Below are 13,641 nucleotides of genomic sequence, written 5' to 3' on the forward strand. Positions count from 1 at the left end.
TTTCAACCTCGCATTGGTTGTTGATTGCACCCAGATGCTGGTCTAAACATTTGTATCGGCTGGGCGGCGAGGTCTGGCATGCTCAAGTCTGTTTCTAACTCATGGCGCCAGAGCATGGCGCGTACGACACTTAGACCGGTGCCAGTTTCAGCGCCGAGTAATCTGTCATAGCGAGCACAAAACTCGGCCAGGCAACCGGTCGGTTCACGTGATAGGTCGTTGATGAGATGCTGGCGATATTCATCGAATGCGAGCGAAGGGTCGTAACCGTCTTCGCTGCAAATTGATGCTCCCCGACACCAAATTAAATTCCTAATTTTTTGCTTCGGCAGGTCTATATCGAAGACAAGATGGTGTGGAACATCTCGCTGTTTGAAGTAGATTCTTTCTAGCTCCAGCTTTTCAATGTTGCGTGCTTCTTGCACACCTTCTGCACGCTTGCAGTTGAAAGCGTGCGCTAGGCGTTGACCGTTTTTTTCAAGAATGACCAGGAAGTCGCAGGTCATCACTGCTGGCGTGTAAGTCCCGCGATATGTCGGGTGTCGAATCCCATGTTGAGTTGCTAGCGAGAGGGTCTGCTCTCGATTCAAGGGATACTGTTCGCGAATGTCTACTACGCTAGGGGAAAACTCGAGCAGCAAAAACAATTGATACTCGACTTCAGATAGAAGTTGATGGACCCGATTTGTTTTTCGGCTGAAGATGCGGCGACTGAAACCGCGAGATGAAAAGTCGTTAATTTGAATCCATGGCTTGTACTCAGGACCCGCACCCTTCCCGCGCCCCTCAAGCTCGAACTCACTGATTCTCTCTTCGGTCCATTTGATGTTTCTAGTCATGCTGACTCCTAACGACGCTATGCGTTGAATGCGAGCAAGCTGCATTGCCCCAAATTGCTCTCACAGAATGTGGAAGTGGAGGGGTATAGAAATCTTCAGGAGGGTGTTTTGACGCAATTATTACGAAAGTCCCATATATGAGACAAAAATCTCTCAATGGCGGATAATTTCTCGAAAAAATTAAGGGGGAAATTAAGTGTGAGTGACGATGCTTACTGGAGTCACGAAGCGAAAGCGATACTGCGCGCTGAGCTAGAGCGCAGAGCGGTGACCTATGATCGATTAGCTCAACTGTTGCAGGCGCAAGGCTTCCAGGAAACAACCCGATCAATCGCGAATAAAGTTTCGCGCGGAAGCTTTTCTTTCGTTTTCTTCTTGCAGGTAATGCGTGTGCTGGGTGTCCAACAAGTTGCAATGACACCGACGCAAAAAGTGGATGGTGTGCTCTTCTCTGGGGAACCCGTGGGCAGTAAGAGCTGACACCAGCAAGTACCTGGTTCTTGAGATTGGGGCTGGGCCAAATTCCATTTTCAACCGAAAAAATTTTGGTCGGAAAGCTTGCCGCAGCATGAGCAGAACGACATCTCAGGAAGAGATGGAAATCCGATGAAAACCACATAAAAGCCCCTTTTTAGTCCGTTCACTAAAAAGAGTCCCTGCCAAAAACGGCATGCTATAGCGGTTTATGTCCAGTTCGGGCTCATTCAGAGCTGGAAAAACATTAACTAAATCTTTCGAAGTTAGCAATACGTCACAGGGAAGAGCGCTTCGCTCCCTATGAATGCTTGTGAGCCTCAAGGCAACGTTTAGGAGGCCTGAATAGAAGAAATTGGCATATGATTTCTGCATTTGCTCACCTGCCAACTTTGTGTCTGTAGATGGCATTTAGTCCAATCGTTAAATTGGTTTTGAGCATGCATCGGGGTTAAAACTTAGGGGGCGTAAAACAAGTGAAAGTCATCCACTCACGCATACAACATGGTGTTGGCCAAGGTTCTTTTCATTCTGCATCGGTGGAAGTTGTTGAGGCCTCTGGAAGGCGGCACCGCTTTGACTATGTCTACGATTGCGGTGCTCTTGCTGGTGGGGCTCGGACCAAGGAACTAACGCGAAGCATTAAACGCCTTGGGCTTGAACCTCGAGTGGGTAATCCAAAAAAAGCTGTGATTGATCTGCTTGTACTATCTCACTTCGACAAAGATCACATGAACGGTGCAATCGATTTGGTCAATAAGTTCGAAGTAGATCGCATCATGCTTCCGTATTTGACCCCGAAGCAGCTCGCTCTGGTCATTGCCAGTCAAGCGAACAGCATCACTCAAGACTTCGTCCAACAACTACACAGTCTTGCGAATGGTGGTGGTCGCTTCTTGGGAAGGCCCGCTACTATGGTTCAAACGGGCCCACGAGACCGCAACAATTTTGTTCCTGATATCCTGAATGATTTTCCCAATGAACCCGCAGAAATTTCGCGGGAAGGTCCAAGTACCTCACCTGACCGTTTAAAGCTAGCCTCTTTCGCTGATGGTGCCGAATTAGGGCAAACAATTTCCGATTTGATTAGCCTTAAGGTCACTGGCGGAGCGTTTCCTTGTTTGTGGAAACTAAGGTTCTGGAATCGGGGGCAAGATACAAATTTGACCGAACTGGTTAAAGAAAAACTTACAAACATTGGTTTTCCCGTTGCGGCACTGGATGATCAAGTCAACGGCGTTAAAGACATTGTTGGCTGGCTCAATTTCAAGCAACCGAAGAAACCAAAGGGCACTAGTAAATCATTAATTCAGAAATCAAATCGTGACAAAGCGCTCGATGCGTATCACGAAGCCATCAAGGAACTCAATCCAACTTGGGAAGATGAACCTGAAGCGCTTGGCCTCGCTAATTTTCTTTCGCTGGGAATGTATTCAGGGCCAGGATTTACGGGGGAATTTGGATATCGCCAACTGTTGTGGAACACCTGCGACTGCAACTGGCGGAGTTTTTATTTTGGTTATGAGGTAACGGGTGGTTGGATTGGCACTGGCGATGCGCCTCTTGGTGAATCCGCTGTTTGGAATGACTTCCAGCAACATTTCCAGTACGAACTTCCCCAGATTGTCACTGTTCTGATCCCACATCACGGGGCAGCGCCCAGTACGGGGCCGAGTTACTACAATGTGGGGCTTAATCATGTGGAATGCTTGAATTCCGTAATCTCATACGGGAAATCAAACAACTATGGCCACCCCAAGACGTCTGTGCTGACCCAGATTATGTCAACCTACAGTTATCCTATATTAGTAACGGAACATACCGAGCTAGGTTTCCATGAGGTATGTACGTTCCCTGCGTGAATTTGGCTGAAGTTCTACAAGCTAATAACAACTGAAAATCATCCTTGGCGGCTGAACAGAGAATTTTGGGGCCGCGGCGGCATTAGACCCATGGTTGGACCGTCTCACCTATTGAAGTGAGGTGCAGCTATAGGGACGAAGTCGTGAGGGGAACCCACAAGCGCTGCTTGTGGGCGGTCCCAATCGACGGAATTGTTTGGTTAAACAGTCTAAAGCCTACTTTTTGCCGCCGCCAGCCGGGGCATTACTTCGCCCACCGCCGGATGGTTGCCCCGTGCCACTCGGCCATCCACCGCCATTCCCTTGGCCGCGCCCGCCGCCACCTTTGCCAGCACTGCCTTGGGAGCCACTTCTACTACCGTTACCTTTGCTCATTTAATATCTCCTTGCCGGATCACAATGGGTTGCATCACTCTCCGGCTTAGTGACGCAATTAGAAGTGTTTGGCTACAACAAACACATTCAGGAAAGCTGGGGTGATTCAAGCCAGATTTTCGCCAGAGCATCGGTTTCTTTGATAATCAAGCGAAATTTCAAAGGTAGCGTTGGTCGCGGCATTAGAGTCTTGGGGTCGCGCGGGTGCTGTGTTGTGTAGCCAATTAGTTGTGCGTAGTTCGCCGCACTGCTTCCCAGACTTTCATAAAACCGCTCGAATATTTCCTCTTCATTTCGCGCTGATTGCAGTCGGTATTGCGATTTGCAGAACGCACATACCTGGATGTAGAAGGGGATGAATAATGGCCCTGCCACGTACATTGCCTGTTCGAGTGCTTGTTTAAAGTGCGTAAGCGCTAGCTGAACATCACCGGCGAGCAAGGCCACTCTGGCTTGAATCCATTCGTTGAGCCAGTTAGGACTGTTTTCTATTGATGCGTGCCACGCACCGTCAATGAACTGCTTATGTTCAAGCTTGTAAACCAAGTCCAAGCAGCCCGGGAGGTTTGCAGCCAACTTCAGTGAGCCAGGTAAGCTCCTGATTCTGTCGAGCAGTGCTTGATAGCGGTTCGGCGCCTGTTGGACGAATACTTCATCGCCGATGGGGTAGTCGTTGAATAGCAGTTCAAGCAAGTTGCTGCTGGGTATTGAATGACTGTTCTCGATCTGGGAGTGCGTAAAACTGTCTGGTGCCGAAGGCTCGAATGGCCCGCAAGCAGCAACATTTGCTTTGAGGTTATGGGCGATCATGGCTGCAAACGCATGAATCGCGAATGCCTTTTCAGAGATAGCCTTCGGAAGGTGGTAAGTCAGCGGTTGAAGTGTTGGATAAAAAGTTTCCCACTTCATCCGGTTGTGCTTACGAAGTCGGTCGATCACTTGTTTGGATCGAGTATTAACCTGCTGTGACGTGAAGTCACGGGTCCAAGCTTGCTCGTTGAGCGAGCCCTCTAGTTGAAACTGGTGGTACTGATGAAGCTTATGCAGCGAGATGCCGGTTATTTGGCTGGCGATGTCAGCGAACCCTCTCATAGGCCATGGCTCATCCCGCACGCTATCTGGCCAGGTGTCATCTGGTAATAACTCGCGGGTTAAAACGTTCGTCAATAAGCGAAGGTCTTGACTGACAAAATACTGATAGCTGTGCTTCTGACTTTGCGTATTGCAAGCAAACTCTCTTACAAACTCTCGATAGTGTGCAAGTGCTGATATATAAAAGTTCACCGCCAGTTCGGCTATGCCCCAGCGGGAATAACGCTCAGAGAGCAGAACGGTGATGTATTGATGTAGTTCGCGATACTCATCGACCGATTCAAAGTCGGTTTTGGATAGGTGATTGACGTAGGATTGGATCGTTCTGCTTTTTTTGACTTCCTGCGTTTCCTTTGGAGCAAACTGGGTTGTTACTGAGATTAGCTCCTCAAGAGTTCCATACCCTCCATCCTCTTTTTTAATGGCCTCGAAAGCCTGCCGCAATGCTGCGCGCTGATCTTTCTCGGTGGCGGCTACGTGGAAGGTGACGTCTTCGTTGTCGCTGTTCCATAGCCCTAGGCAATCGCATACGACCTTGTGCACGTAGCCCAGCGTCGGAAGTTGATTAGTAGTTGGCAGCATGTTTTTCCTTGGAGAGAATTTGCCGCCATCCTAAAGGCATGACCACTTTTTTCTAGGTATCAAAATCCAGATTCGTTTCAACACCCTGAGTTCTAAGACTCTATCGACGTCCCCCCGGGAATTGAGTAGCGCCTGATTCTAGAGCCCAATATTTCACGATTAGGAGATTGAGCACAAAAAAGTGTTTCAACGAAGAAGAGATCATTGGCTTCCTGTTGGAAGCTGAATCCGCACCCGAGCCCGTGCCTTGCTGGCCACCACCTGACGTCTCCTCGGCTAGGCTAGCAGAATGGTTTGTGACTTATTACGGAATTTGAATTTCCCAATAAGGGGCATTTTCAACTTGGCTTCTATACAGGCGCTCGAGAAACTTCCGTTTTTCTGTATCCGATAAGTCATTTGCTAAGTCTGGCTCAACTGTCGCGTCTGATCTAACGACTCTTCCGGCAGTTTTTTCCCTTAAGCGGTTCATGAGCGGCTCGAATGGCATCTCGTGCCAGCGATTTTTTTCGGCCTGTGATTTGTCGACCGGTACGAATGCAATCAAATCCTTGCTGGTCATTTGTTCAAGTCCGGCCGCTCGGAGAGTTGCGTTGTGGCTGCCATGATGGCCAACTTTGTAGAACACGGTTCGAGCAAGCAGGTCAGGGCCTGAAATTTCCTGTTCTCTCATAGTAGGGTCAGACTTCAGCGTCCATTTGACATCCTGCCAAGACAGCCAGTTTCCAACCTGAGCGTCTGCCGCGAACAACAATACCTGACCGGTTGCAACGAGTTCAAAAGCAATCACGAGGCACGTATTGTTGGTATGTTGATCTAAATTCAGCGCGAGCGATTCAGCTATTGCAGTCCAGTCGGAGTCAATTTGGCGCCAAGGCTCCTGATCCCATGTGGCTGTCTTCAATGCCAGTAATTCCGGCGACATCAGTGTGGACGAGGCGATATCTATCTGAAACGCCGTCTCAAACGGACAGTTCTCTCTGTCATTCGCTACAGTACCGGATAGCCGCTCAAATGCCGTTTCAAGTTGTTGATCCATGAAAAGTTCGGAACTAACTTCATATACCTCTCGACCAGCTTTGGAGGGGGCGCTTCGCTTGATGAGATCTTCGTCTTCAGGTGGGCCGAGGACATATGCCCGGACGTTGCCGCCAGCAAGCATTACAGGATCATCTGTTGGCCGGCAATAACGTACGCTAACGCCACTCCGCTTGCTCAAATAATCGAAGGCAGAGCGCGTCTTCCCAATGCTCTCTTCGGCGTTGGCCGACAGGTCCTTAGCTATATCTTCGCTGCTGTCGAAGCCGAAAAAAGAGAGAAGAGTGTTAATGCGCTGGGCGCGGTCCACAGCCAAGGGGCTCGCCATGCCATTTAATGCTATCGCCGCCTGACGGAGGGTTCGGACCTTTGCTTCTCGCTCGTGGCGGAGCTTGTTGCCGAGTTTGTTGCGGGGGCTAGGGTCCTCCGTCCATGCATACCACACTTGGTCAATCTGGATTTCGTCGAAGACAGCCCGTGCCTGATGTTCCGAAAATCCCGAGACGTGATCCCAGTGCTCATGGGTGACGATGGCCAGATGTATATGGCCGTTGCAAGCATCTTTGATGCTTCGGGCAACCTGTTCCATCAGCGGTTTCGGATTCTTGGCTACACCGATGACGCCACAATCAATGAGCACGTTGTATGGCTCACTCGTCTTTGTATCAGTGAAGCGAATGAGAAAGCAGTCCCCGAGTCCCTGGCAATACATGCGAACTGTTGCGGGATGGGTAGTTGTGTTCTCAACTGTGGCCCCCTTTGGGACAGAGGCTTTGGGCGGTTTTGACCTGGAGGGTTTTGTCGCGGAATTTGCGTTATTGCTTGGCATCTTCACTCCTTCGCTGATTAGTTGTCCGCATGAAGGAGACAAAACGGTTCTTTGGATTCAGATGAACCATTTCCATTTTCGGTTGGGCTACTTCCGAAATAAGTCTCCCTTAACGAAAGACGGTCGGCAGACTGTGACTTGCGATATGCACGAATTCGCTCCAAGCGCTCAAAATCATCGATACGACGGGTAATCGCATAGCGGAGACTGAGGCCTTCGAGATCAAAAATGAGTGTGCTGCCGGCTCTGAAGTCGAACTTTCCTTGAGCCGGGTTATCCGGGTCAATTGCCACGCGGCGTCGCTGGATTAGGGAAACAATCATTTGTTTCATGATTCTCCCATTTGGAGTTACGCGAAGTGCTGGCCGAATCGAGTGGACCTCGAAAGTGGGTTTTCCTCGCTGACTACTTCGAAGACCCTCCAGCGCGTCAATGTCCGTGATGTTGAGTCCGGTTACAGCTTCGAATTGTTTACGTTGTTGAGCTTCTCGGCTTCCTGAAAGCATCTCTGCGAGTAGTTCATGAGTGCGTTCCTGTGCTTTCCGGAATGCATGGAAGGAGTGCTCGCGATTCTCGAAATAAAGGCTTTCCGACACTAGGGGTCGAAGCCGCTCGGCGACTTCTTGGAATGCAGTGAGCTCTTCTGTATTGGGGGCTGACCAGCAGAGGTGTTCTTCGGAGAGCGTGCGAACTCCTTCCGGAACAATGCCCCACTGTCTAAAGGACTCGATCAAGGCAACCCGATAGCCGTGTTCGTCGGCCGGTACCATGTCAAAGTCGGCTGTGATCATGGCACGAAGATAGTCACCGAAGGTGATGTCTATAGGAGGGCAGTAGTCGAGTGCTCGGATGCACATCGTCAAAAAGTGTTTAGCCGTCTTGCTGGCCTCGTTCGCAAGTCGGTCAATGAGATCGGGATGTATAGCTCCGAGTGGCAAAACACCTGTCCCGGATGTTGCGAGCCGCATTAGGTCGGCGACGCGCGCCTTATATATTGCTAGGAAGGCACGGAACACCGCTGCGACCAGAATTGCTCCGCGCGCGTGAGGCTCTGTCGCCTCGGTAAGTTTTGCTGGGTTGGGTGTAACAGGATGCCAATGACCGGCAGCATCATGTTCACCTATGGCGTTGCGAAGTGCTCCATATCGTCCGGTTGCTTCTCCAAACTGCTGTGCTAGTTCGCCAAGGAGTGACTGTGCAGAAAGATCGCCTCTCGTCCTGGCAATCTGGTGGCGTAGAACTTCCGGGAAAGTAAAGTGTTGAAAGAGTGCGACGAGATCGGCAAATGCCTCGTGGAAAGCAAGCGCGTCGACATGGTTGTCTTCCACATAGCGCCGATGAAGACCATCAAGTAGGGCATGGGTCGTTTCGTGAGCAATGATGTCATGCGAAAGGCAAGTGAAGACCATCCCGGTTGGGCTGCGAAAGTAGCCAAAGAGCAGGGCCTTTTTGTTTGGGCTGTAGTAAGCGTTAGCTCCGCGGAGGGCGTGGGGGTAGATTCGCAGGCGCTGAACGTAGACATCACGGTCACCAGAGGGCCTTGTTTCATCGTAGACATGCGCCCAGTAAACACGGCGGCCTAGCGCAAACTCAAAATTCCGAATCGTCGTCATGGCGACGGCGTAGGTCATTTGCTGGTGAAATTGAGGTGTTCCTTCTGAGGGAGCTAAACCATCCTGAGCGAGGATTTCCTTTGCGTTAAGGTCAACAGGTTCATACCAGCAACCGCTTGCAGGGTCGAAGTCAACGATTTCGAGATATTCGCCCACTGGGCCAGGTGCCAAATTTGGCTCCCATTCAACCGCATATACAGCTTGATTGATGAGGGCGGTATCAAGCCTCAAGGAGAGGCTAGGGTCGAAGGCATAGCCGCGCAGGCGCCGCGATGAAGGTGCCGGTACTGCACCCTTTTGTCTTCTCATGTTTTAGTCTCCTTGCCGGCTACTCAGTCAGGGTCTCAGTTCGCGTGCATACCGATTAATTCGAGCCTCCAGAAGAGCCCCACCATGTCGCATGAGGACGTTCATTTCAGCATCGCTTAGACGTTTGAGATTCGTTGATATTGCTGAGGCGAAGGCAGCATCACCAGGTACTTGTTCTCCCTCGGTGCTGTCAATTGAAAACCAGAGCGGCTTCGGTCCAACGCCAGCCTTGTAGCGGTGCTCTATTCGGTCGAATTCGAGCCCTCGAATCTGCTCCATCATGATATCTAGTCCTTCCTTGAGGACGATGGCACCAGATGTGGTCGGTCGCTCGTCGTTCGCAAACGGTTTTCCACCATCGCTGACGATGATGTAGTCGAGTTCGTTCCGAGTACGCAGCAGAGGGGAGATTCCCATATTGTCGTATACGCCTCCATCGGCCAGGGTGACGTACTCAACGTTTTCCGCAGGCGCGTACAGTGTTGTATCTAATCGAAGCGGAGGAAATACGGGGGGAAAAGCTGATGACGCTGCCACTGCTTTACAGATAGGAAAATCTGGTGCCGCGACGACACCGAGTTCATGTTCGCCCATTTCGGCAGCCTTACTTCCACCTGCCACGAAAAAGAAGAGATTGCCGGTTGCTAGATTAGTTGCGTTAAGGTAAAGACGGGGGGCTTTTGTAAGTGCACTAAGTGTTGCCCCAAGATATAGGTCACGGTCATAGCTTTCGGCTAGCTTATCGAGCCGTGACTCGAACGGGTCAAGCATTCCTCCTAGAGCACTGGAGACAGCAATTGATCGTGTTTTAAGGTAGGACTCAAATTTTTCAGGGGCTGTTGGCGATCCCCAGTTGCATGCGAAAAAGGCACCAGCGATGCTTCCGCCGCTCACGCAAGAAATGACGTCAATCTTGTCGAGAAGACTCAATGACGCCAAAGTGCGGATCACGCCCAGGTGAAATGCAGCTGCGCGGAACCCACCACCGGACAGTGCAAGACCGATGCGTTTCGTTTGACCATCGATAACTATGCTCATAATCCCTCCTATCAACTTAGACAGGTTGCAGATGAATTCTCGTGATCTCAGGATGCGCCAAGCAACAAGGGAGGCTTGGTTTTCATTTAATCATCGTAACGGGGGCGTCAATCCTCTTCGTGTTCTTCGGGGTAGGGCCACTGGGGGAGAGGCGTCCAACCTCGCTCAATTCCATACGAAAGACAGATGTCTTGGCCTTCAGTTGAGGCAAAGTGCCCGCCCCTGTGATGTATTGCCCTGATCACTGAGTTCTTTGGGTGATGCTCATCGGCTTTTGCCGAGCTACACATTGCATTGAACAAATACGAGGTTGAGGGACTCGCTAACCTTTCTCCTAACCATGTATCCAAGACTTCGGTGTCGACATTGTGGCGGCCACCATGATGAGGAACTTGAAACATCCAAAGTCCTGGTAACGGTATTCCAGCTTGGAGCGCAAATGAAGCCGCCTCTCTAAGTCCGTCGCGTCCGGCATCTCCTGTTAACAGGATATTCTTCCCGCAAATGTTGGCATATTGGACAACGCTCATCTCGTTCTCAGAACTTGTCCCTTCGCTCGGGAAATACTCGTGAGCCCATGCTGCTTTGACCAGATTTACAACGCTCTTTAATGCTTTTGCGAAAAGCTCCTCGAGTCTGAGACCCTTTGCCTCATCAACAGCCGAAGGGGTCTTTTCGGAGGCAACAATGAGGTCAAGATATCGGGACTTTGATGGGGCAAGCACTTCAAAGTTGCCAATTGCGGCACCTTGCAAGGGCGTGCATATGGGAATTCCTTTTTCCTGTGCCAGTGCTTCGAGAGATGCCGCGGCTTCATAGACTGTACGTAGCCTTCGACGAAGAGCATCTACAGAGTTGTAAGTTGAAAATCGATCAATAAGTTCTTCGGCATACAGCCATGGGCGATTCATCCAGAGATAACCCACAGAGCACTGCTCCAAGACTTTTCGAAGACCATTGACATGATCTTGGTCGGTGTGGGTAAGCACAACATGATTCACATGAGTCGTTTGATATCTGGTCTTTAAGTGCTCGACAAGTTTGTCGCCAGTATCGAGAAAGCCACCATCCACAACATGTATTGTTGTGGTTTCGTTATCCGAGTAGCGAATAGTGATCGCGTCCCCGCTTTTGGCGGTTTCGACAGCAAGAAAGTCAATTTCAACGAACTCGGCCATGCTTCACCTCATGTGTACTGTTCACACGGGCATAACACCCCAAATCAGTCAGCCAAGGTGCCCCTCGAACTTAGGACGCTCTCATGCTTTTCTCTTCGGGAACGGCGAACGTATAAGATGTATATGCTTTTATCATCTTGCAATGGGCTAAGCATAATTGCAACCCCAGATTTGTATCCATCGAATTGAATGTGGGAATCAATACTGGGATGAATCGTTCTAACCCCAGTCAAGGCCACTCCTTTGGTCGCTGTACGCTGCGCGATAAACCGCCGCGCAGGCCCCTTGCCTACAACATTAGGCCGCTTTTGATTCACATAGCGCCAAATGAGGACTGGAGTCCACTGCGTCTTTCAGGCAACTGCTGGCATGGAAGGTCACGACTCGGCGGGCAGTAATCGGAATTTCCTCGCCGGTCTTTGGGTTGCGACCAGGGCGTTCACGCTTGTCGCGCATGTTAAATACGCCGAAACCGGCCAGTTTTACTTCCTCTCCGCGCTCTAGGGTGTCGGAGATTTCCTTGAAGAACGCCTCGACCATTTCCTTCGCTTCGCGATTATTCAACCCCACTTGCTCGTAGAGGTTTTCGGCGAGGTGGGTTTTGGTTAGGGTCATGATTAAAGGACATTATCAGGCGGACTCGATCTTAGTCGAGAAACATTAAGAGCAGTTCCATTACCGACACTTCTGGTGGGCCTTCCTGAGCTTCCTGCACTCCCAGGGGGGCATAGGATCGGGTTCTTGCCAAAGACCAATTCGTCCTTGCCTGGCCCCAGCCTCTGCTGCTTCGTAAGCAACTCTCATCTCGGGAGTTAGTTCGTCGGCAAACATAAACGCGTACCACGCCAAGCCTTGCTCCACGAGAGCAAGGGCAGGGTCTTTGCCATCCACTAAGGCGTGACACACCTCCCGTTTTCTCCAGTCTTGCTTGTAACACCTAACCATCATCCGCCTGTCGGCAATCTGGCGATGTAGTGCATCACGGGCTACACGCCAGTAAGCTTGCCCCGTTTCCGGTGTGTCGGCGCCTGATAGCCGAACATTAATGACTCCTCGTTCTGCTGTTAGCAATGTGATGGTGTCACCATCGTGATTCTTAATGACGCTTCCAGTGACCTCGAATGACTCATGTAGTCCACTCGAGGCGGAAGCATCAGTGAGATGCGCTGCCAGCAAAATTGTTGCGAAGAGTCTATGTTTCATAGGAGCGACTGCTGCGGCTGCTCGCCTGCCATATTGTCCGCGGGAAACTGCCGAAGGAACTCTCTACTGGCGGTCGCAGGTGCAGCTAGCCAGGCGTCATAGTCACCTTCATTCAAGATAACGACCATCCGCTTTTCGTCGTCAGGCTTATGGTACTGGCGCATGAAAGGATGGTCGTCAGCGTTGATAGTCAGCATCGTAAAGCTATGGGTTACATCGCTGGTTGGAGCCTTCCATACAGACCACAGGCCAGCGATACCCATTGGCTTGCCATCCGCCCGTGTGATGCGGGTTGGTACTGCTTTACCGGAGCGCCAATCAGGTTCGTAGATAGCCTCAGCAGGAATGATGCAATGACGGGCTAGACGCCATGCGTCTCGATAGCTGGGTTTCTCGTGAACAGTTTCCGAGCGGGCGTTGTATGTCCGTCGGGCGATGGTGGCGTCTTTTGACCAATGGGGAATGAGGCCAAAGGAGCCGACCAGCAGCTCACGGAATGGGACAGCTTCATCACCAACATCGGCGAACTCGTGCTTGCGAACAAATGGGCCGTGGTAGCCCGGCCAAAGGCTGTCTTTCAGACCCAAAGGAAGGTCCTCGACACCAAAATAGGTGCGAAGCCGAGCAGGGTCAGTTTGCGGGTCGTAGTGGGAGCACATGTCCCCAGAATAGCAAAACCCCTCGGGTTTGGACGCCGAGGGGTTTCGGGGAAGCGACCGACTTACTTGGTTGCGGCGGGAGCCGGGGTAGTTGCAGGCTTGGCTTCTGCCTTCACTTCCGCCTTCTCATGCTTCTCGTGCTTTTCAGACTTCTGCTCGTGACCTTTGGCCTTGGCTTGCTTTTCAACCGGCTTGCCTGCATCAGTCTTGGGGGCTTCCGTCTTCGCAGCTTCAACCTTGGCCGGTTCAGCAGCCTTCGGCGCTTCGACCTTCTTCTCCGCAGCTGCCGGAGCCGGTGCTGTCACCTTGGCAGCCGGCGCAGCAGCAGGGGCGGCAGCGGAACCTTGTGCCAAGGAAGCGGAAGCAAAGCCAGCAGCAACAGTCAGAGCAACGATGATTTTGGAAGCTTGCATTTTGAATCTCCTGAGTGGAAAGGTGGTTTGTTCGGTGATCGGTGCTGACATCTTTTTGCAGCGCCTTGTGCCGAATAACGCGGCGGGTTACTCAGGGGATGTCATGTGAAAGGTAATGCTGTGTATCGACACGTGAC

12 protein-coding genes are annotated in these 13,641 nt (G+C 51.1%); 2 read left to right on the forward strand and 10 right to left on the reverse strand.

Annotated elements, in window-relative coordinates; genetic code table 11:
* Nucleotides 1-2 precede the first annotated feature (2 nt).
* Nucleotides 3-839, reverse strand: coding sequence for a TnsA endonuclease N-terminal domain-containing protein (locus tag WIF35_RS00440; RefSeq protein ID WP_412479593.1), 837 nt, complete (start codon nucleotides 837-839; stop codon nucleotides 3-5).
* Nucleotides 840-995: 156 nt separating this feature from the next.
* On the opposite strand from WIF35_RS00440, the gene WIF35_RS00445 reads away from it, so the two are divergent.
* Nucleotides 996-1,319, forward strand: coding sequence for a DUF6471 domain-containing protein (locus tag WIF35_RS00445; protein ID WP_412479594.1), 324 nt, complete (start codon nucleotides 996-998; stop codon nucleotides 1,317-1,319).
* Nucleotides 1,320-1,789: 470 nt separating this feature from the next.
* On the forward strand, nucleotides 1,790-3,175 hold the full coding sequence (locus tag WIF35_RS00450) for a hypothetical protein (protein ID WP_412479595.1): 1,386 nt from the start codon (nucleotides 1,790-1,792) through the stop codon (nucleotides 3,173-3,175).
* A gap of 462 nt (nucleotides 3,176-3,637) precedes the next feature.
* On the opposite strand, the gene WIF35_RS00455 is transcribed toward WIF35_RS00450, so the two are convergent.
* The 9 genes from WIF35_RS00455 to WIF35_RS00495 all read right to left on the reverse strand — a co-directional run bounded on the left by WIF35_RS00455 (nucleotide 3,638) and on the right by WIF35_RS00495 (nucleotide 13,555).
* Nucleotides 3,638-5,224 carry a hypothetical protein gene (locus tag WIF35_RS00455; RefSeq protein ID WP_412479596.1) on the reverse strand — a complete coding sequence of 529 codons (1,587 nt, stop codon included), beginning with the start codon at nucleotides 5,222-5,224 and terminating at the stop codon, nucleotides 3,638-3,640.
* A gap of 304 nt (nucleotides 5,225-5,528) precedes the next feature.
* Nucleotides 5,529-6,851, reverse strand: coding sequence for a hypothetical protein (locus WIF35_RS00460; protein WP_412479597.1), 1,323 nt, complete (start codon nucleotides 6,849-6,851; stop codon nucleotides 5,529-5,531).
* A 257-nt stretch (nucleotides 6,852-7,108) separates the two neighbouring features.
* Nucleotides 7,109-9,013 carry a hypothetical protein gene (locus WIF35_RS00465; RefSeq protein WP_412479598.1) on the reverse strand — a complete coding sequence of 635 codons (1,905 nt, stop codon included), beginning with the start codon at nucleotides 9,011-9,013 and terminating at the stop codon, nucleotides 7,109-7,111.
* Nucleotides 9,014-9,040: 27 nt separating this feature from the next.
* A complete protein-coding gene (locus WIF35_RS00470) occupies nucleotides 9,041-10,051 on the reverse strand; it encodes a patatin-like phospholipase family protein (protein WP_412479599.1) in 1,011 nt (336 codons plus the stop codon).
* A 107-nt stretch (nucleotides 10,052-10,158) separates the two neighbouring features.
* Complete coding sequence (locus tag WIF35_RS00475) at nucleotides 10,159-11,229, reverse strand: competence protein ComEC (protein ID WP_412479600.1); 1,071 nt, start codon at nucleotides 11,227-11,229, stop codon at nucleotides 10,159-10,161.
* A gap of 297 nt (nucleotides 11,230-11,526) precedes the next feature.
* Nucleotides 11,527-11,844 carry an integration host factor subunit alpha gene (locus WIF35_RS00480; protein ID WP_412479601.1) on the reverse strand — a complete coding sequence of 106 codons (318 nt, stop codon included), beginning with the start codon at nucleotides 11,842-11,844 and terminating at the stop codon, nucleotides 11,527-11,529.
* Nucleotides 11,845-11,904: 60 nt separating this feature from the next.
* Nucleotides 11,905-12,432, reverse strand: coding sequence for a thermonuclease family protein (locus tag WIF35_RS00485; RefSeq protein ID WP_412479602.1), 528 nt, complete (start codon nucleotides 12,430-12,432; stop codon nucleotides 11,905-11,907).
* Nucleotides 12,429-13,091, reverse strand: a complete 663-nt coding sequence (locus tag WIF35_RS00490) for an SOS response-associated peptidase (protein ID WP_412479603.1) — start codon at nucleotides 13,089-13,091, stop codon at nucleotides 12,429-12,431. The genes WIF35_RS00485 and WIF35_RS00490 overlap by 4 nt, the downstream gene beginning before the upstream one ends.
* A 62-nt stretch (nucleotides 13,092-13,153) precedes the next feature.
* Nucleotides 13,154-13,555, reverse strand: a complete 402-nt coding sequence (locus WIF35_RS00495) for an amine oxidase (RefSeq protein WP_412479604.1) — start codon at nucleotides 13,553-13,555, stop codon at nucleotides 13,154-13,156.
* Nucleotides 13,556-13,641 lie beyond the last annotated feature (86 nt).

The sequence above is a fragment of the Azonexus sp. IMCC34839 genome (assembly GCF_047047955.1).
Lineage (GTDB): Bacteria > Pseudomonadota > Gammaproteobacteria > Burkholderiales > Rhodocyclaceae > Azonexus.

What these genes read in the sequence shown, in the direction of transcription:
- WIF35_RS00440 (WP_412479593.1), bottom strand. Translation starts at nt 839, where the DNA reads ATGACTAGAAACATCAAATGGACCGAAGAGAGAATCAGTGAGTTCGAG.
- WIF35_RS00475 (WP_412479600.1), bottom strand. Translation starts at nt 11,229, where the DNA reads ATGGCCGAGTTCGTTGAAATTGACTTTCTTGCTGTCGAAACCGCCAAA.
- WIF35_RS00490 (WP_412479603.1), bottom strand. Translation starts at nt 13,091, where the DNA reads ATGTGCTCCCACTACGACCCGCAAACTGACCCTGCTCGGCTTCGCACC.
- WIF35_RS00485 (WP_412479602.1), bottom strand. Translation starts at nt 12,432, where the DNA reads ATGAAACATAGACTCTTCGCAACAATTTTGCTGGCAGCGCATCTCACT.
- WIF35_RS00495 (WP_412479604.1), bottom strand. Translation starts at nt 13,555, where the DNA reads ATGTCAGCACCGATCACCGAACAAACCACCTTTCCACTCAGGAGATTC.
- WIF35_RS00460 (WP_412479597.1), bottom strand. Translation starts at nt 6,851, where the DNA reads ATGGAACAGGTTGCCCGAAGCATCAAAGATGCTTGCAACGGCCATATA.
- WIF35_RS00480 (WP_412479601.1), bottom strand. Translation starts at nt 11,844, where the DNA reads ATGACCCTAACCAAAACCCACCTCGCCGAAAACCTCTACGAGCAAGTG.
- WIF35_RS00445 (WP_412479594.1), top strand. Translation starts at nt 996, where the DNA reads ATGGCGGATAATTTCTCGAAAAAATTAAGGGGGAAATTAAGTGTGAGT.
- WIF35_RS00455 (WP_412479596.1), bottom strand. Translation starts at nt 5,224, where the DNA reads ATGCTGCCAACTACTAATCAACTTCCGACGCTGGGCTACGTGCACAAG.
- WIF35_RS00470 (WP_412479599.1), bottom strand. Translation starts at nt 10,051, where the DNA reads ATGAGCATAGTTATCGATGGTCAAACGAAACGCATCGGTCTTGCACTG.
- WIF35_RS00465 (WP_412479598.1), bottom strand. Translation starts at nt 9,013, where the DNA reads ATGAGAAGACAAAAGGGTGCAGTACCGGCACCTTCATCGCGGCGCCTG.